Origin of the sequence: Mycobacterium numidiamassiliense, from assembly GCF_900157365.1 — a bacterium.
GTDB lineage: Bacteria > Actinomycetota > Actinomycetes > Mycobacteriales > Mycobacteriaceae > Mycobacterium > Mycobacterium numidiamassiliense.
In genome coordinates this window covers 2,530,554-2,546,885 of the sequence record NZ_FUEZ01000004.1, presented here as the reverse complement: position 1 = coordinate 2,546,885, position 16,332 = coordinate 2,530,554, and the positions used below count along the sequence as shown (strand labels likewise).

Sequence of the window (16,332 nt, the reverse complement as noted above, 5' to 3'; positions counted from 1 at the left end):
TGTCGCAGAAGGTCTCCGGGGTTGTGCCTGAATACTTTGACAGGTAGCTGCAATCCGTGAGCACCAACTGTTCACGGGTTGCATGAATTCATCAGCAGGAACTTCAAATGGAGCAATTCAAACACCACATGCAATCCGCGAACGTTTAGATGCTCAAGAAGTGTCACGTTCAGGGTTTACGATTCATTCAATAAGCGCCGAGCTCTGAAGGGGATGACCGCCATGGAGGCAGACACGCACGATAAGTGGCTGAGTCGACAGGAACTTGCCGACCGGTATGGCCTGCCGGTCAAGACGCCCGCGGGGTGGGCGTCAAAAGGTAAGGGACCGCGCTACGCGAAGTTCGGTAAACATGTACGTTACCGGCTGAGTGATGTCCTAGCCTGGGAGGGACAACAGTTCGATGATCGTGATCGGGACTCTGCATGACGACGCCTCGCGGGCTTACTTGCCATCGGATGTTTGTCCCAGAGCACGCAGGCTGCATGCTGATCTGACATGAAACGAAGTGTTAGGCACAGACATTCGGGCGTGGTGCCATGGTGCGCAGTCCCCCACAAGGAGCATTGTGGCCGGTAGACCTCCTCTTCGCATCGGGCAGCACGGGAAGATCACCCGCGAGTACCTGGGCAGCGGCGTGTGGGTAGCGCGATGCAAGATTCGGGATGCCGACGGCGTCACCCGGCGAATTGAGCGCCGCGGCCCAGCCGATGAGCACGACAAGCATGGCAAACTCGCCGAAGATGCTCTTATCGAAGCATTGCTGGCGCGACGTGCGCCGAGTCATGCTGACCAGATCGCCCTCGATACCAAAATCACTGTTCTCATCGAACGGCATCTCGCCAGGCTGGCCGAGGACGGCCGATCTCCGGTCACGTTATCGACATATCGATTCGCGGCCGGGAAGCTAGCGAAGTTTGTCGGAAGCGTTCGGGTTGACGAGGCGACACCTGCGCGAATCGATGCGGCAATCCGGTCCATGCGGGCGGCCCACGGCGCAACGATGGCTCGCCAGGCGAAGACCATTTTGCGGGGCGGATTGCAGCTAGCGGTCATGGCTAACACATTGAGCGCCAACCCAGTCCGCGACGTTCAGCCGATCGGGCTAAAGCGACGACCAAAGGGCGCGACGGCGCTCAGCGCCGACGAGCTGCGCGACCTGCTGGTGCGGCTGCGGGCCGACGGCTACTGCCAACGAAATGATCTCGTCGACCCGATTACCGTTCTAATCGCCACTGGGCTCCGCCGCTCCGAGCTGTTGGCGTTGCGGTGGACCGACTTCGACGAGACGAAAGAAACGATTGCGGTCACCGGAAAGGTGGTTCGCGTAGTCGGAGTGGGCTTACAACGGACCGACGACACGAAGACCGATGCGGGCCGGCGCACGATACCTTTGCCGCGCTTTGCCGTCAGCGCGCTTCGGGACCGCCGCACCCATCCGTACTTTGGCGAGTCGACCGTTATCTTTCCGTCGACGGCAGGCACTCTTCGCGACCCCAACAATCTTGGCAAGCAGTGGCGGAAAGTCCGTGACGAACTTGGCGTGCCCGGCGTTACCACGCATTCGTTCCGCAAGACCGTGGCGACGCTGATTGACGACGAGGGCCTATCGGCGCGCATCGGCGCCGACCACCTCGGGCATTCAAAAGTGTCGATGACGCAGGATCGCTATATGAGCCGCGGACGCGTGCACACCGAGGTCGCCGCCCTGTTGGACCGCGCCATAAAGTACGAATAAAGGTCGAATCGTGTGCATAGATCGGCTAGATACCAGCTCTGACGTGGGGCGGGCGGGGCTCGAACCCGCGACCAACGGATTATGAGTCCGCGGCTCTAACCAACTGAGCTACCGCCCCGTATGCATTCCGGTAGGAACGGTACCAACCGCTCGTGAGACCGTCTGTCGCACCGGATGAGCAATATCGCCATCGTGTGGTGACCGTTGGCCGTGGTATTAGTGACTTTTGGCCCGAGTGACGCTGCTTCGTCAAGGTACAGGGTTGGCAGGCCGGCTCTGCTTCGCTTCAGCCGGGCGCCGACCGCCATCGGTTGCGGCAGTCTCGATTACCGGATGAAGGAGCCAGTTGATGTTCGTTTCAGGTCGAATCCCGCGCCGAGCGCTCGTCGGCGCAACAGGCGCTAGCGCGGCAATCGGCATGCTGTTATGCGCTCCTCTAGGGACCGCCGCGGCTGATCCGACGCCTCGGCCACCCAACTGCACAGCTGCGGACGTAGCCAGTGTCGCGACTGGTGTTGGGGCGGCGCTCTCGACCTACCTCTTTGCCCACCCGGACCTCAACGGTTTCTACACCGGCCTTCAGGACGAGCCCAAAGACCAGCTCGGACACGACGTGCAGAACTATTTCAACGCCAACCCACAGGAGCAAGCCGATCTGGAGAACATCCGTCAGCCGCTGGTTGACGTCAGGCAGCGTTGCCACTGGACACCATTACTCGGGGAAGCCGGCGCGACTCCGTAAGTGATCGGTGCGCCGCAGCACCCGTGCCCCGAAAGCTCGCATGCACGCAGAGGAAACACTGCGTCCCTCAGTTCGCCCGATCGTCACAAACACGTCCCAGCCGGGACGGGAAGGAGAACCCGATGAGTCCGTGGGCGCGGTCCTGGGCTGCAGGGGGAATAGCGGTGTTGGCCCTCACGGCGATTCCCGAGATAACTGCGATCGTGCAGCCCCCCGGTGTGGCCAACGCGGACGTCTGCGCAAGCGTCGGCAACCGTGTTTCAGTGAGCGGCTGCACCAACATCGCCGATACGGTCAACTCGTACGTCCCGCCGCCTGGCGCCTATGCGCCGCTGCCACAAGACTTTCCGCCACCACCGCCGGTAAGCGTTTGCGTCGGAGCCGGTCGGCGAATCCATGTGAGCGGGTGCTCCTAGCGCACAGCCCCTCCGCCTTCGGTCCGCCAGCCTTAAATCACTTCAGCGAGTAGCGGATCGGCAAGTGCTTGAGGCCACCTACGAACGTCGTGGCCATCAGCTCGGGCTCGCCGGCCAACTCGATCGACTTGATCCTCGGCACGAGTTCGGAGAAGAAGCTGTTCATCTCCATCCGGGCCAGCGCGGCGCCCAGACAGAAGTGCACGCCGTAACCGAACGACAGGTGCTTGTTGGGATCCCGGCCGACGTCAAAGCGGAGCGGGTCGGAGAACACCTCCTCGTCGCGGTTGGCCGACACGTAGGACAGGAGCACGGATTCGCCCTTGGCGATCGGCACCCCGCGCACCTCCGTGTCCGCCTGCGCGGTGCGCATGAATTCCTTGACCGGCACCACGCAGCGGATCATCTCCTCGACGGCGGTGCCCATCAGGCCAAGGTCCTTTTGCAGCCGGGCCAGCTCGCCGGGGTTCTCCACCAATGCCAGCATGCCGCCCGCGATCCCCGCGCTGGTGGTGTCGTGGCCCGCGCTGGCCACGATCACGTAATACGAGGCGGTGTCCATGTCCGACAGCGGTTCGCCATCGATCTTGGCGTTGGCGATCGCCGACGCCAGGTCCTCGGTCGGGTGCTCGCGGCGCGACGCGGTCAGCGCCGCGAAGTAATTGAAGAAGTCCAGCAACACGGCGAGCATGTCCTCGACGTCGCCACCCCGCTGGAACTCGGTGTCGTCGCCGCCGAACATTTCCTGGGTGAGCTTGAGCATCCGCGGAAAGTCCGACTCCGGCAGCCCCAGCAGCGACAGGATCACGTAGAGCGGGTAGTTGACCGCGACCTCCTGGACGAAGTCGCACTCGGGTCCCTTCTCGACCATCTTGTCGACGTAGATCCTGGCCAGCTCGTCGACGCGAATCTTCAAGTCCCGCATCGCTTTCGGCCGGAACCAGTCGGCGCCCACCTTGCGCATGTCGCGGTGGTGCGGGTCGTCCATGTGGATCAGCGTGCGCAGGCCGATACCGGCCTCCATCTGCGCGCGCAGCACGTCTTCGCCATCGGAGACCATCAACAGCGGGCGGGGATCGTTGGTGAACAAGTCGTTCTGCCGCTCGATGTCCATCACATCGGCATGCTTGGTGACCGCCCAAAACGGCTTATAGCCTTCGACGTCGACCCACGACACGGGGGCGTGGGCGCGCAGGTGCGCCAGCGCCTCGTGCAGCCGCTTTTCGTCCGTGTAGGCCTGCGGTTTGGCGAGAACTTGCGCGGCATCGTCGATGATCCGGGCGGTCATTGGTGCTCCTCGTGTGCCGGTGCGATTGAGGGGGTCGGCATCTCCGTGCATAATCTGGAACGGAGTCGTGCCAGATTATTCCTTGGGTCAACCAGTGGGTCAAGATGTCGTCATGAGTGTCGTGGGGCGCAGCTACGGCGGGCTCAGCGCGGAAGAGCGTTCGCAAAGCCGACGCGACCGACTGCTGGTTGCCGCGCGCGCTCTCATCGCCGAGAGTGGCGTTGCTCCCCTCACTGTCGACGTCGTGTGCCAGCGGGCGAACCTGAGCAAGAAATATTTCTACAGCGAATTCGCCACCAAAGATGACCTGCTCGACGCCTGCGCGGAGGACCTCTTTACTCGGCTGTGGGCCGCGATGGAGGAGGTGCTCGCGACGGCCCCGCTGAAGGACAGAATCAACGGGGCGTTGCGCGCCGTCGTGCACATGCTGGCGTCCAACCCGGCCGACGCGCGGCTGTACATGGAATCGCCGGGCTTCCCGCGGCTTCGCGAACGCCAACAACGTGCGGTGCGCGAGTTCAGCGAGCACATGGCCGCCCACGGCGTTCCGTTCACTGGACGCCCAAAGCCATCGATCGACCGGGTACTGGCGACAAGGGCGCTAGTCGCAGGAACAACCGAGCTCATCATCGGCTGGCTACACGGTGACATTGACACTGACGAAGACAGACTCGTCGCCACCCTCACCGCCACTGCACTCGGAGCAACGACCACGATTTAGACGTGCGGCCGGCGGGGCTCGAACCCGCGACCAACGGATTAGGCGCCCCGTCAAGTGCATTGCATGGCAACGAATCCCGTATTCGCCTGTCCGCCAAGCGATTACATTGCCGGTGAGGCGTTCATGGTTGCCGTCGATCTGCCCGGCGATCACGCCACGGAATGACCCGCGTCACGGCGTGTCCTACTTGAATGTAACCAGCCGACACAGATATAGTGCATGTTACTGTCCGAAACAGATAACTTAGGAGAGGCTATGTCGAAGAGCCTGACTAACCTCCAGCTACTCCAAGAGCTTGAGCCTGTGGCTGAGCGACTGCTCAACCGTCACCTCTCGATGTTCAACGAATGGAATCCGCACGACTACATTCCGTGGTCGGACGGCAAGAATTTCTATGCCCTGGACGGGCAGGACTGGGAGCCAGGGCAAAACCAGCTCTCCGACGTGGCACGGGTAGCGATGGTGCAAAACTTGCTGACCGAGGACAACTTGCCGTCGTATCACCGCGAAATCGCGATGAACTTCAGCATGGACGGCGCTTGGGGGCAATGGGTGAATCGCTGGACCGCTGAGGAGAACAGGCACAGCACCGCGCTGCGCGACTACCTGGTGGTCACCCGCGCGGTCGACCCCGTCGAGTTGGAGAAGCTGCGCCTCGAGCAAATGACCAGGGGCTTCAGCCCTGGTCAGAATCAACAGGGCGATCTGTTTGCTGAAAGCATGTTCGATTCCGTCGCGTACGTTTCATTTCAAGAATTGGCCACCCGCGTATCGCACCGCAACACCGGTAAAGCCTGTAACGATGCGATCGCCGATCAGCTGCTCGCCCGGGTGTCGGCGGACGAGAACCTGCACATGATCTTTTATCGCGACGTCACCGCCGCCGGTTTGGACATCGCGCCCAACCAGGCGATGAAGGCAATTCATCGAATATTGCGCAACTTCAAAATGCCCGGCTTCACGGTGCCGGAGTTTCGGCGCAAGGCTGTAATCATCGCCGTAGGCGGTGTCTACGACCCGACGATCCACCTCAACGAAGTCGTCATGCCGGTGTTGAAGAAGTGGCGGATCTTCGAGCGTGACGATTTCACCGGCGAGGCCGCGTGGATGCGCGACGATCTCGGCGTGCTGATCAAGGAACTCGAGGAAGCCGGCGATAAGTTCGAAGTCTCCAAGCAGCGCTACCGCGAGCGTGAAGCGCGAAGGATTGAGAAGATCACTGCCAGCAAGGTACTCACCACAGAAGGGACGCTGACGCTCAGCGGACGCTAAGCGCCGCGCTCCGTCACTCAACCTGCCGACGGGCGAAGTCGAAAAATCCTGATCTGCCGGGGCGCGCAGTTCACGCGGTAGTTCTCGTATCCGGCATAGACGTCGTTGGCGGTAGCCCAGGCTGCGGCGCGCTCGTCGCCCGCCAGCAGTTCGGCCCGGTAGGGCGCCGGCGGACCGTTGAGCTCGACGGTGCAGTCGGGGTGTGCGAGCAGGTTGGCGCTCCAACCCGGATGCGTCTCGCGGCCATAATTCGACCCGATGGCGAGCAGCCCGTCACCATCGTCGATCAGCGCCAGCGGCTGTGGGCGGGGCCGGCCCGACTTGGCCCCGGTAGTCGTGACGAGTCCGACCTTGTCCCTTCCCATGGTGCTCAGGTGGCCGTTCGTCCGAGGTATCAAGAACTTGTCGACGTGTGGCGCCAGCTTCTGTCCGAGATAGGAGCCGGCGCGGGTCATGGCCGCGCGCTCCAGGAGCGCCTCGTCCCACCGGAGACGCCGACCGCGATAGGGGCTGAACCGTCGTAGCGACACGACCACAGCGTAGTCATTTCGCGACGGTAGGGTCGTCACAGCGATACGCCGCGACTAACAACGATGCGAGGAAATCCATTGTCCGAAACCAAACTTACGGTCATCTACGACAACCCCACCGACCCGGACGCCTTCGAAAGTGCCTACGAATCAGAGCAATTGGAGCTCGCTCGGCGGATACCGGGGTATCTCCGTCTCGAGGCGTCGAAGGTCTGGCCGAAAGAAGACGGCAGCCCGACTCCCGCTTACCGCATGATCGACCTGTACTACCCGAGTTACGACGACGTCAGTGCGGCGGTGACGACACCGGAAGCGGGCGCGTTCTTCGAAGCCTTGGGGCGAATCGCCACTGGCGGCGTACGCGTCCTGGTCTCCGACATCGAGGTGCCGCAGCACTGACCGTCCGCGACGCCGATGTTTTCAGCTGAAGACGGTCTGACCGTCGGAGTCGAGCAGATAAGTCTCGGTCCCTTCTGAAACCCGCGGGGCGTCGCCACCCAGGGATACCGCGACCTTATTGCTGGCATTGCGCATGATGTCGAAGGTGAGCTCGACGGCTTCTACCTCGGAAAACCGGGCGCGCACCTCGACGACTTCATCGGCGACGAGGTGCGACGGTGTCCAAATTAACGCATCGGCGTAGCGGAGCGCTGCTTTTGCGCGCTCGTCGAGCAGCTTAGATTGCTCGAAATCCTCGATGTCCGCGTACAGCGTCTCCGACCCGCCGGCATCCAACGCCCTGCTCTCGCGCACCGATTTGCACAGCCGGCAGTTGTGCTGAGCGGCGCCGCGCAGCCGCACCAACTCCGACGTCACCGGGTCGAGGGCGCGCATCGAGCCGACGGCGGGCAGAAACTCGTTGAACACCACATCGGACGGGTCGGTAGTGTGATCCCACTCGACCGGCGCGTGTGTCCACGACAGGTATTGCGCACCGACATCGAGCGCTTCGAGGCCGGCGCGCACCCGCGGGATGAAGTCGGCGATGTACATCTGCACGACCACACCAAAGATGCCGTCTCCCAAAACTTTAAACAACCGGGACCGCTGCTCGGCAGTGATGGTCGAGACGTCGGCGCTGAACTGCTCGGCGAACTCGGCGATGACGGACTCGGCCTCGGACTGGGGTTCGTCCACGGCCACCTCGGCGGGTAGCGGCGGCAGCGACAATGTCTGCGCACACACCCGCCGGACCAGCCCGGCGACCCGGCCTGAGCCGGGCGACCCGGGAGAAAGCGCCACCAACCGGGTCAGCTGATCATCTTTGACCGAAACAGGAGCCGCCATTCCTGACACGTTACGACTATTGCGCCTGGCTCACCGAGGACATATGGAAATCCGGTATCCGCAGCGACGGCATCGCCGCGCGGGTGGCCCAGTCTCCCCATTCCCGCGGCAGGGTCTTCTCGCTGACGCCGGCCTCGGTGGCGCGCCTCAGCAGGTCCAGCGGGCTTTCGTTGAAGCGGAAGTTGTTGACCGCCGCGGTGACCTCACCGTCTTCGATGAGGTAGACGCCGTCCCGGGTCAGCCCGGTGAGCAGCAGCGTGGTGGGGTCGACCTCGCGGATGTACCACAACGTGGTCAGCAGCAGACCCCGCTCGGTGCCCGCGATCATGTCGGCGAGCTCGGCCGTCCCGCCGGTCATGGCCAGGTTGTCGGCGGCGACGGCGACGTTCGCGTCGAACTTCGCGGCGGTGGCCCGCGGGTAGGCCAGCGCGTTGACGACGCCGTCGCGGATCCAGTCGATCTGGCCGATCTCCATCCCGTTGTCGAACACCGACGCGGTCTCCGAGGAACTGCTCACCGCGACGAACGGCATGCACGCCAGGCCCGGCGCCATCGGATCGGAATACAGCGTCAACGGCAGGTCGGTGAGCCGCTCCCCCACCCGGGTCCCACCACCGGGCGCAGAGAACGCGGTGCGGCCCTCCTGCGCGCCGCGGCCGGCCATCGACCAGCCCAGATAAATCATCATGTCCGACACCGTCGACGGGGGCATGATGGTCTCGTAACGCCCTGCGGGTAGCTCCACTTTGCGCTTGGCCCAATCCAATCGCATCGAGAGATCCTCAAGCATCAAATCGGTTGGCACATCGACGAAATTGGGCGTGCCGATACCCGCCCAGGCACTCGCGTCCCCCCGCTTGCCGTTGATCTCCACCGCCCCGGTGGGCTGGGTGTAGCGGCGGCGCAACCCCGTCGACGAAGCCAGGAATGTCGTCGAAAGGCTATGGTGCGCAAAGCCATACAGCCGATCGGTGCCGCCAAATCCACGGCTCAGCGACGCGGCGACGTCGGCGAACACCTCGGGCCCGGTGCCGGGGACCGGGGCTTCCCAGTCCGCGGGCACTCCGCTACCCGCGAGCAGCGGTGCCGCATCACCGGCCTCCGGGGCGGTGCGGGCCGCCTCCTGGGAGGCTGCCACCAGGCCGGGCAGCACCCGCGGATCGACTTCGGCCGAGACCACCGTGCCGATGGAGGCCCTATCACCCTTGCGCACAACCGAAATCACGGTCGTGCTGCGGCTGACCGAAACCCCATTGGTGGTCATTGAATTGCCGGCCCACCGCAAGGTGGCCTCGACCTTGTCGGTGACCAGCACCATGGTCTCGTCGGCGCGGCCGAGTTTGGCCGCCTCCTGCAAGACGATGTTGACGACGTGCTGCGCAGTGATCATCGGCCGCCCTCGGCGCGGGTGTTGAGCACGTTGACCCCCCGGAACAAGGCCGACGGACAACCGTGGCTGACCGCGGCGACCTGACCGGGCTGGGCCTTGCCGCAGTTGAACGCGCCGCCCAGCCGCCAGGTCGACAGTCCGCCCACGGCTTCCATGGAATTCCAGAAGTCGGTGGTGGTGGCCTGATACGCGACGTCACGCAGCTGGCCGTCGAGGCGGCCGTCGCGGATGCGGAAGAATCGCTGGCCGGTGAACTGAAAGTTATACCGCTGCATGTCAATTGACCAGGATTTGTCGCCGACGACGTAGATGCCGTTCTCGACATGGCTGATCAGGTCGGCGGTGCTGATGTCGTCGTGGCTGGGCTGCAAAGACACGTTGGCCATCCGCTGGATCGGCACGTGATGCGGCGAGTCGGCATACGAGCATCCGTTGGAGCGCGACTGGCCGAGTCGCGGCGCGAACACCCGGTCGAGCTGATAGCCGACAAAGATCCCGTCGCGCACCAGATCCCAGCTTTGGGACGCCACTCCTTCGTCGTCGTAACCGATAGTGGCCAAACCGAATTCGACGGTACGGTCAGCGGTCACGTTCATCACCGGTGAGCCGTAGCGCATGCTGCCGAGCTTGTCCGGCGTCACGAAAGACGTTCCGGCATAGGCGGCCTCGTAGCCGATCGCGCGGTCGTATTCGGTTGCGTGGCCGATGGATTCGTGAATGGTGAGCCACAGGTTCGTCGGATCGATCACCAGATCCGTCGGCCCGGCGGTCACGCTGGGTGCCTTGACCTTCTCGGCGAGCAGCGTTGGCAACTGCGCAAGCTCGTCGGTCCAGTTCCACACCTCGTCGCCGGCGAGCGCTTCCCAGCCGCGCCCCATCGGTGGCGCCAGGGTGCGCATCGAATCGAAGCTGCCGGCGGCGGCGTCGACGGCCACCGCTTCGAGCGACGGCATCACCCGTACCCGCTGCTGGGTGGTCGAGGATCCGAAGGTGTCGGCGTAGAACGTCTGCTCCTTGACGGCGGTCAGACCGGCCGAGACATGGTCAACGCCGTCGGAGCTCAGCAGCCGCCCGGAGTACTCCTCGAGCACGGCGATCTTGTCGGTGCCCGGGATGTCGAACGGGTCGATCAGGTAGCTCGACACCCAGGTTGCGTCGGGGTAGACCGGTTCGGGCGCGAGCACGACGGGATCGGAGTTCAGGGCCGCCAGCGTGGTCGCCACGTGCACCGCGCGGCGCGCCGTTTCGGCGGCCACTGCGGGCGCCAGCTCGGCGTGCGAGGCAAAGCCCCAGGTGCCGTTGACGATCACCCGCACCGCCAGGCCGACCTCGCGGCTGACGACCGAAGTCTCTAGCTCGCCGTCGCGTAACTGCACGACCTCGGTGTTGAGGCGATGAATGCGCAGGTCGGCGTAGCTGGCTCCGGCCGCGGTCGCCGCTGACAGTGCGGCGTCGGCCAGTTCGTGGCGGGGCAGGGCCAGGAAGTCGGCATCGATCCCCCGATTCGGTGTCACGGCTCCACCGTAACGACCGTGCACCCCAAACCGCCGCATAGCCCGCTTTAATTACCTCCATGGCCAGCGCGGCACCAAACAAGCGTCGATCCGCTGCAGTGGGCTACGCCTTGCTCGCGCCGAGCCTGTTCGGTGTCGTCGCGTTTCTGCTGCTGCCCATTCTGGTCGTGCTCTGGCTCAGCCTGTATCGCTGGGATTTGCTGGGTCCGCTGCAGTATGTCGGCCTGGGCAACTGGCGCTCGGTGCTTGCAGACGCCGGCTTCGGCAAGTCGTTGATCGTCACGGCCCTTTTCGTGGTGATCGTGGTCCCGACGCAGACGGTGCTGGGGCTGCTGGCTGCGACGATGCTGGCCCGCGTCCTACCGGGCACCGGCTTCTTTCGCACCGTATACGTGCTGCCCTGGATTTGTGCGCCGCTGGCGATCGCGGTGCTGTGGCGCTGGATCCTGGCTCCCACCGACGGCGCCGTGAGCACTCTGCTCGGGCACAACATCGAATGGCTCTCGGATCCCACTTTTGCGCTGCCACTGGTGTCGGCCGTCGTCGTGTGGACCAACGTCGGCTATGTGTCGCTGTCGTTCCTGGCGGGCCTGCTGGCGATTCCCAACGACATCTACAACGCCGCGCGCACCGACGGCGCCAACGGCTGGCAGCGGTTTTGGCGGATCACCCTGCCGATGCTGCGCCCGACCATGTTCTTTGTCTTGGTGACCGGAATAGTCGGCGCCGCACAGGTTTTCGACACCGTGTACGCCCTGACCGGTGGCGGGCCGGACCACAGCACCGATCTGGTCGCGCACCGCATCTACGCCGAGGCGTTCGGCTCAGCGGCCATCGGCCGGGCATCGGTGATGGCGATCGTGCTGTTCGTTATTCTGGTCGGCGTCACCATCGTTCAGCATCTCTACTTCCGGCGGCGGATCACCTATGACCTCGCCTAGCAGACTCTCGAATGCGGTGATCTATACCGGGCTGATCATCGGTGCGCTGATTACGTTGGCGCCGTTCGCACTTAGCTTGCTGACCTCGTTCACCTCGGCGCGCCAGTTCGCCACGGGTTCGCCGCTGCAGGTGCCACGGCCGCCCACACTGTCCAATTACATGGACCTGGGGGGCGCCGGGTTCGGCCGGGCGGCGATGGTGACCGCGCTGATGACGGCGGTGATCCTGCTGGGCCAGCTGACGTTTTCGGTGCTGGCCGCGTACGCGTTCGCGCGCCTGGAGTTTCCCGGCCGTAACGCGCTGTTCTGGGTCTACATCGCGACGCTGATGGTGCCGGGGACCGTCACCGTGGTGCCGCTATATCTGATGATGGCCCAGATGGGTCTGCGCAACACGTTCTGGGCCCTGGTGCTGCCGTTCATGTTCGGCTCCCCCTATGCGATCTTCTTGTTGCGCGAGCACTTTCGCATCATCCCCAACGATTTGATCAATGCCGCACACCTCGACGGCGCCAACACGATGGACGTGCTCGCGCATGTGGTCATTCCGTCGAGCCGGCCGGTGCTGGCCGCCTTGACTCTGATCACCGTGGTCTCGCAATGGAACAACTTCATGTGGCCGCTGGTGATCACCAGTGGCCACAAATGGCGGGTGCTGACGGTGGCGACCGCCGACCTGCAGACCCGGTTCAATTCGCAGTGGCCGCTGGTGATGGCGGCGACCACGCTAGCGATCGTGCCGCTGATCGCACTCTTCATTGCGTTCCAGCGGCACATCGTCGCCTCGATCGTCTTAACGGGAATCAAGTGACGCGGCCCCGGTTTTCGACGCTGGCAGCCACTGCGCTGGCGATGGTCGCGGTGGTGCTGGCCGCGGCGGCAGTGCTGTTGAGCTACTCCGGCGAACCGCACGGTACCAAGATCGTGGTGAAGGTGCGGTTGTGGGCCGCTCCGATCGCCGCGGCCTACGAGGAGTCGTTCAAGGCGTTCAACCGCACGCACCCCGGCATCGAGGTGCACACCAACATGGTCGCCTATTCGAATTACTTCCAGACCTTGCGCACCGATGTCGCAGGCGGCAGCGCCGACGACATCTTCTGGCTGTCCAACGCCTACCTGGCCGCATACGCCGATAACGACAGGCTGCTCAATATCAGCAAGGCCTTCGACCCACACACCATCGCGGACTGGGAACCGGCGGTGGTGGACCAGTTCACCCGCGGCGGCGTGCTGTGGGGTGTCCCGCAGCTGACCGACGGCGGCATCGCCGTGTACTACAACGCGGACCTGCTCGCCGCAGCGGGCATCGACCCCGGCCAGCTGAACAGCCTTCGGTGGAGCCCCGGCGACGACGACACCCTGCGCCCGCTGCTGGCCCAGCTCACCCTCGACGCGAACGGAAACAAAGCGGGCACACCGGGTTTCGACCCACTGCGGGTCCGACAATATGCGTACAACGCGGCCAACGACCCGCAGGGCATCTACCTCAACTACATCGGCTCGGCCGGCGGGGTATTCCAGCGCGGCGACAGCTTCGCCTTCGACAATCCAGGGGCCATCACGGCTTTTCGCTACCTGGTCGCCCTGATCAACAGCGACCACGTCGCGCCCCCGGCGTCGGACACCAACGACAACGGCGACTTCTCGCTCAACCAATTCATGGCAGGCAGGATGGCGCTTTTTCAGTCCGGCACCTACACCCTGTCTCAGATCGCGCGCAACGCCGGCTTCCACTGGGGCATCGCGATGCTGCCCGCCGGTCCGGTGGGCCGGGTCAGTGTCACCAGTGGTATTGCGGTAGTGGGTAATTCGGCCACCGCACATCCGGATGCGGTGCGTGAGGTGTTGGCGTGGATGGGCAGCCGGGAAGGCAACGAATACGTTGGCCGCGATGGCGCCGCCATCCCGGCGGTGCTGTCGGCCCAGCCGGTCTACTTCAACTACTGGGCCGGCAAGGGCGTCGACGTCGGACCGTTCTTCACAGTGCTGGAGGGCCCCCGCATCCCGGCCCCCGGCGGCGCCGGGTTCGGGGCCGGAGAGACCGCGATGCAAAGCTATTTCGACGACATGTTCCTCGGCCGCGGCGACGTCGCGACCACGCTGAGCCGGGCTCAGGCCGCCGCCAACGCCGCGGCGCACCAGTAGCTACCCCGGCAACATCAGCACCGGCACCGGGCTGTCGCGGATGATCTTGCCGCTACGGGACCCCAGAAAAACCTTGCGAATGTCGCCGCGCGGCGAGGTGCCCAAGGCCAGGATCTCGTCATCCTGCCAGCCAGCCTTATCGAGCGCCTCTTTCCAGCTGTGCCCCGTCGACACTTCCAGCACCGCGTCGTCACCGACCACACCCTCAGTCTTCAAGCTTTCCAGGATGTCTCGCGCTTGTGAAGCCCACTCTTCCAGGATCGCGTTCTCGACATCGATGCCCACCTCCGGTGGGTACATGGTCTTACCGCGCACCGCCAAGGTCAGCACTCGGGCGGGCACGCCGAATTGCTCGGCAGCCTCGAAGCAGCGCCGCACCACGTCAATCGAATCCGGGGTGGCGGAGTAGGCGCAGGTGAGGCGCGTCAATCTGCCTGCGTGGGAACGATATCCGGGCGGACTGATCGCTACCGGCACCGGCGACGCATGCAACAGCCAGTCGGCGGTGGACCCGATCACCATTTGTCCACGCCCAGCGCTGGGCAACGAACCCAGCACCAGCATCTCGACGTCGAGTTCTTCGATGACGTCCAGCAATCCGCCGGACACCGATCGGTGCGAGCGGTGCAGGTAGCTGACGTCGATACCCTGGGCCAAGCCATGCACGTAACGCGCGGCCTCCTTGGCCGAATCCGCAGCCAAATGTTCGGCCCAGTGCTGGTATTCGGCGCCGAAGCGAGCGATCGGCGGCGTCAGCCACGGCTTGGGGACGATGGTCGCCACGGTCAGCGAGGTCGTGAGCGTTCGCGCGATGCACAGAGCCAGGTGCAGTCCCGACGGGCCGACGTTGCCGGCCCGGTAGCCGACGACGACGGTCACGAACTCTCCTCCCGGGTGAGGTTCTCGCCATTGAGCGCACTGTGGTGACGGCCCCAGACAAAATAGAAGATCAACGCTAGCGAGGTCCAGCCGCTGAAGGCGATCCAGGTGTACCAGTGCAAGCTCGCCAAAATGTACCCACACGCGAGCACCGAAAGAACAGGAGTGACGGGATAACCGGGAACCTTGAACGCCCGCGGCAGGTCGGGCTCGCGCACCCGCAGTATGATCACCCCGACGGACACAACGATGAACGCGGTCAGCGTGCCGATGGACACCATGTCCGCGAGCTTCTGCAGGGGTATGACGGCGGCCAACACCGACGCGGCAACCGCGACGATCACCGTGTTGGTCACCGGGGTCATCGTGCGCTGATTCACCTGCGCCATTCGTGATGGCACCAGCCCGTCACGCCCCATGGCGAACAGAATCCGGGTCTGGCCATACAGCGTGACCAGCGTGACCGTGAAGATCGAGATCACCGCGCCCGCGGAGAGAATCGTGCTGGCCCACATGCCGTGGGTGACGTTGTCGAGGATGGTGGCCAGCCCGGCCTCTTGTTGCTCACCGAACTTCTGCCACGGCTGGGTGCCCAGCGCGGCCAGCGCGACGAACACGTAGACACCGGTGACGATCACCAGCGCCGCGATCAGCGCGCGCGGCATGGTCCTTTGCGGGTCCGTCACCTCCTCGCCCGCAGTCGACACCGCGTCAAGGCCGACGAACGAAAAGAAAATGGTGCCCGCCGCCGAACCGACTCCGGCGACGCCGAATGGGGCGAAGTCCTTGAGGTGGTTGGCATCGTAAGCGGTGAACGCGATGACCACGAACATGCCCAGCACACCGAGCTTGATCATCACCATGATCGCGTTGACCTTCGCCGACTCACTGGTCCCCCGGATCAGCAACAGCCCGCACAGCGCGATCAAGATGACCGCCGGCAGGTTCGCGTAACCCGGTTCTGCATCCCACGGCGCCGCTGACAGCGCCTGGGGCATTTGGAATCCAAACAGGTTGTGCAGCAGTTTGTTGACGTAGCCGCTCCAGCCGACCGCGACCGCGGCTGTGGACACCCCATATTCCAGCAGCAGGCAGGCTGCCACGCCCATCGCGACGGCCTCACCCAACGTGGCGTAGGCATACGAATAGGACGAGCCTGAAACCGGTACGGCAGAAGCTAATTCGGCATAGCAGATGGCCGCTAGCCCGGCTGCGATACCTGCGATGACGAAGGAGACGATCACGCTGGGGCCGGCTTCCGGCACGGCCTGGGATAACACAAAGAAGATGCCGGTACCGACGGTCGAGCCGACCCCGAACATGGTCAGCTGGAACGTGCCGATGCTCCGCACGAGCTGGTCTTCGGCCCCATAGGCGCTGGGGGCACCGGCCACCGGGCGGCGGCGCAGCATCTGCTCTATCAGGCTGATCGAACTGGATGGCAACGGCGCCCCCTATCTGGATCAGCT

Annotated in this window: 18 protein-coding genes and 1 tRNA gene; 10 read left to right on the top strand and 9 right to left on the bottom strand. The window is 64.2% G+C overall.

What is annotated here, in order from left to right; genetic code table 11:
* Positions 1 to 213: 213 nt before the first annotated feature.
* Complete coding sequence (locus MNAB215_RS30715; RefSeq protein WP_425436489.1) at positions 214 to 429, top strand: helix-turn-helix transcriptional regulator; 216 nt, start codon at positions 214 to 216, stop codon at positions 427 to 429.
* A gap of 82 nt (positions 430 to 511) precedes the next feature.
* On the opposite strand, the gene MNAB215_RS30305 is transcribed toward MNAB215_RS30715, so the two are convergent.
* Positions 512 to 838 carry a hypothetical protein gene (locus MNAB215_RS30305; RefSeq protein WP_245830363.1) on the bottom strand — a complete coding sequence of 109 codons (327 nt, stop codon included), beginning with the start codon at positions 836 to 838 and terminating at the stop codon, positions 512 to 514.
* Between the two features lie 216 nt (positions 839 to 1,054).
* On the opposite strand from MNAB215_RS30305, the gene MNAB215_RS30300 reads away from it, so the two are divergent.
* Positions 1,055 to 1,738 (top strand): site-specific integrase, encoded by a 684-nt coding sequence (locus MNAB215_RS30300; RefSeq protein ID WP_245830362.1) that lies wholly within the window; start codon positions 1,055 to 1,057, stop codon positions 1,736 to 1,738.
* Positions 1,739 to 1,782: 44 nt separating this feature from the next.
* Here MNAB215_RS30300 and MNAB215_RS20525 read toward each other — a convergent pair.
* A tRNA-Ile gene (locus MNAB215_RS20525) sits at positions 1,783 to 1,856 on the bottom strand.
* A 231-nt stretch (positions 1,857 to 2,087) separates the two neighbouring features.
* Between MNAB215_RS20525 and MNAB215_RS20520 the strand changes: the two genes are divergently transcribed.
* Together MNAB215_RS20520 and MNAB215_RS20515 are read left to right on the top strand one after the other, a co-directional pair.
* A complete protein-coding gene (locus MNAB215_RS20520; RefSeq protein ID WP_077080437.1) occupies positions 2,088 to 2,480 on the top strand; it encodes a heme-binding protein in 393 nt (130 codons plus the stop codon).
* Between the two features lie 122 nt (positions 2,481 to 2,602).
* Entirely contained in the window at positions 2,603 to 2,896 is a 294-nt protein-coding gene (locus MNAB215_RS20515) for a hypothetical protein (RefSeq protein WP_077080436.1), read from the top strand.
* A gap of 37 nt (positions 2,897 to 2,933) precedes the next feature.
* Here MNAB215_RS20515 and MNAB215_RS20510 read toward each other — a convergent pair whose 3' ends face one another.
* Positions 2,934 to 4,184, bottom strand: a complete 1,251-nt coding sequence (locus MNAB215_RS20510) for a cytochrome P450 (protein WP_077080435.1) — start codon at positions 4,182 to 4,184, stop codon at positions 2,934 to 2,936.
* Between the two features lie 112 nt (positions 4,185 to 4,296).
* Here MNAB215_RS20510 and MNAB215_RS20505 point away from each other — a divergent pair, with 112 nt between their 5' ends.
* The gene (locus MNAB215_RS20505; protein ID WP_077080434.1) at positions 4,297 to 4,905 is read left to right on the top strand and encodes a TetR/AcrR family transcriptional regulator; all 609 of its coding nucleotides are present in this window, start codon (positions 4,297 to 4,299) and stop codon (positions 4,903 to 4,905) included.
* 255 nt (positions 4,906 to 5,160) lie between these two features.
* Positions 5,161 to 6,177 (top strand): acyl-ACP desaturase, encoded by a 1,017-nt coding sequence (locus MNAB215_RS20500; protein WP_077080433.1) that lies wholly within the window; start codon positions 5,161 to 5,163, stop codon positions 6,175 to 6,177.
* 17 nt (positions 6,178 to 6,194) lie between these two features.
* On the opposite strand, the gene MNAB215_RS20495 is transcribed toward MNAB215_RS20500, so the two are convergent.
* Positions 6,195 to 6,707 (bottom strand): nitroreductase family deazaflavin-dependent oxidoreductase, encoded by a 513-nt coding sequence (locus MNAB215_RS20495; RefSeq protein ID WP_245830361.1) that lies wholly within the window; start codon positions 6,705 to 6,707, stop codon positions 6,195 to 6,197.
* 78 nt (positions 6,708 to 6,785) lie between these two features.
* Here MNAB215_RS20495 and MNAB215_RS20490 point away from each other — a divergent pair, with 78 nt between their 5' ends.
* On the top strand, positions 6,786 to 7,106 hold the full coding sequence (locus MNAB215_RS20490; protein ID WP_083746341.1) for an EthD family reductase: 321 nt from the start codon (positions 6,786 to 6,788) through the stop codon (positions 7,104 to 7,106).
* A 21-nt stretch (positions 7,107 to 7,127) separates the two neighbouring features.
* Here the strand turns inward: MNAB215_RS20490 and MNAB215_RS20485 are convergent, their stop codons facing one another.
* From MNAB215_RS20485 to MNAB215_RS20475, 3 genes are read right to left on the bottom strand one after another with little or no spacing between them, the layout of a single operon-like run.
* Complete coding sequence (locus MNAB215_RS20485) at positions 7,128 to 7,994, bottom strand: carboxymuconolactone decarboxylase family protein (RefSeq protein WP_077080431.1); 867 nt, start codon at positions 7,992 to 7,994, stop codon at positions 7,128 to 7,130.
* 16 nt (positions 7,995 to 8,010) lie between these two features.
* Positions 8,011 to 9,384, bottom strand: coding sequence for a TldD/PmbA family protein (locus MNAB215_RS20480; RefSeq protein WP_077080430.1), 1,374 nt, complete (start codon positions 9,382 to 9,384; stop codon positions 8,011 to 8,013).
* Positions 9,381 to 10,898 carry a TldD/PmbA family protein gene (locus MNAB215_RS20475; RefSeq protein ID WP_077082192.1) on the bottom strand — a complete coding sequence of 506 codons (1,518 nt, stop codon included), beginning with the start codon at positions 10,896 to 10,898 and terminating at the stop codon, positions 9,381 to 9,383. Before MNAB215_RS20475 ends, MNAB215_RS20480 begins: the two co-directional genes overlap by 4 nt.
* 59 nt (positions 10,899 to 10,957) lie before the next feature.
* On the opposite strand from MNAB215_RS20475, the gene MNAB215_RS20470 reads away from it, so the two are divergent.
* From MNAB215_RS20470 to MNAB215_RS20460, 3 genes are read left to right on the top strand one after another with little or no spacing between them, the layout of a single operon-like run.
* Positions 10,958 to 11,839 (top strand): carbohydrate ABC transporter permease, encoded by an 882-nt coding sequence (locus tag MNAB215_RS20470; RefSeq protein WP_077080429.1) that lies wholly within the window; start codon positions 10,958 to 10,960, stop codon positions 11,837 to 11,839.
* On the top strand, positions 11,826 to 12,650 hold the full coding sequence (locus tag MNAB215_RS20465; protein ID WP_077080428.1) for a carbohydrate ABC transporter permease: 825 nt from the start codon (positions 11,826 to 11,828) through the stop codon (positions 12,648 to 12,650). The genes MNAB215_RS20470 and MNAB215_RS20465 overlap by 14 nt, the downstream gene beginning before the upstream one ends.
* Complete coding sequence (locus MNAB215_RS20460; RefSeq protein ID WP_077080427.1) at positions 12,647 to 13,984, top strand: ABC transporter substrate-binding protein; 1,338 nt, start codon at positions 12,647 to 12,649, stop codon at positions 13,982 to 13,984. Before MNAB215_RS20465 ends, MNAB215_RS20460 begins: the two co-directional genes overlap by 4 nt.
* Here the strand turns inward: MNAB215_RS20460 and MNAB215_RS20455 are convergent, their stop codons facing one another.
* Both MNAB215_RS20455 and MNAB215_RS20450 read right to left on the bottom strand, forming a co-directional pair.
* Positions 13,985 to 14,863, bottom strand: coding sequence for a universal stress protein (locus tag MNAB215_RS20455; protein ID WP_077080426.1), 879 nt, complete (start codon positions 14,861 to 14,863; stop codon positions 13,985 to 13,987).
* Positions 14,860 to 16,308, bottom strand: a complete 1,449-nt coding sequence (locus tag MNAB215_RS20450) for an amino acid permease (protein ID WP_077080425.1) — start codon at positions 16,306 to 16,308, stop codon at positions 14,860 to 14,862. The genes MNAB215_RS20455 and MNAB215_RS20450 overlap by 4 nt, the downstream gene beginning before the upstream one ends.
* Between the last annotated feature and the right edge of the window lie 24 nt (positions 16,309 to 16,332).

Excerpts from the sequence above, each read along its gene's own strand:
- MNAB215_RS30715 (WP_425436489.1), top strand. The coding sequence starts at position 214 with ATGACCGCCATGGAGGCAGACACGCACGATAAGTGGCTGAGTCGACAG.
- MNAB215_RS30305 (WP_245830363.1), bottom strand. The coding sequence starts at position 838 with ATGCCGTTCGATGAGAACAGTGATTTTGGTATCGAGGGCGATCTGGTC.
- MNAB215_RS30300 (WP_245830362.1), top strand. The coding sequence starts at position 1,055 with ATGGCTAACACATTGAGCGCCAACCCAGTCCGCGACGTTCAGCCGATC.
- MNAB215_RS20520 (WP_077080437.1), top strand. The coding sequence starts at position 2,088 with ATGTTCGTTTCAGGTCGAATCCCGCGCCGAGCGCTCGTCGGCGCAACA.
- MNAB215_RS20515 (WP_077080436.1), top strand. The coding sequence starts at position 2,603 with ATGAGTCCGTGGGCGCGGTCCTGGGCTGCAGGGGGAATAGCGGTGTTG.
- MNAB215_RS20510 (WP_077080435.1), bottom strand. The coding sequence starts at position 4,184 with ATGACCGCCCGGATCATCGACGATGCCGCGCAAGTTCTCGCCAAACCG.
- MNAB215_RS20505 (WP_077080434.1), top strand. The coding sequence starts at position 4,297 with ATGAGTGTCGTGGGGCGCAGCTACGGCGGGCTCAGCGCGGAAGAGCGT.
- MNAB215_RS20500 (WP_077080433.1), top strand. The coding sequence starts at position 5,161 with ATGTCGAAGAGCCTGACTAACCTCCAGCTACTCCAAGAGCTTGAGCCT.
- MNAB215_RS20485 (WP_077080431.1), bottom strand. The coding sequence starts at position 7,994 with ATGGCGGCTCCTGTTTCGGTCAAAGATGATCAGCTGACCCGGTTGGTG.
- MNAB215_RS20480 (WP_077080430.1), bottom strand. The coding sequence starts at position 9,384 with ATGATCACTGCGCAGCACGTCGTCAACATCGTCTTGCAGGAGGCGGCC.
- MNAB215_RS20470 (WP_077080429.1), top strand. The coding sequence starts at position 10,958 with ATGGCCAGCGCGGCACCAAACAAGCGTCGATCCGCTGCAGTGGGCTAC.
- MNAB215_RS20465 (WP_077080428.1), top strand. The coding sequence starts at position 11,826 with ATGACCTCGCCTAGCAGACTCTCGAATGCGGTGATCTATACCGGGCTG.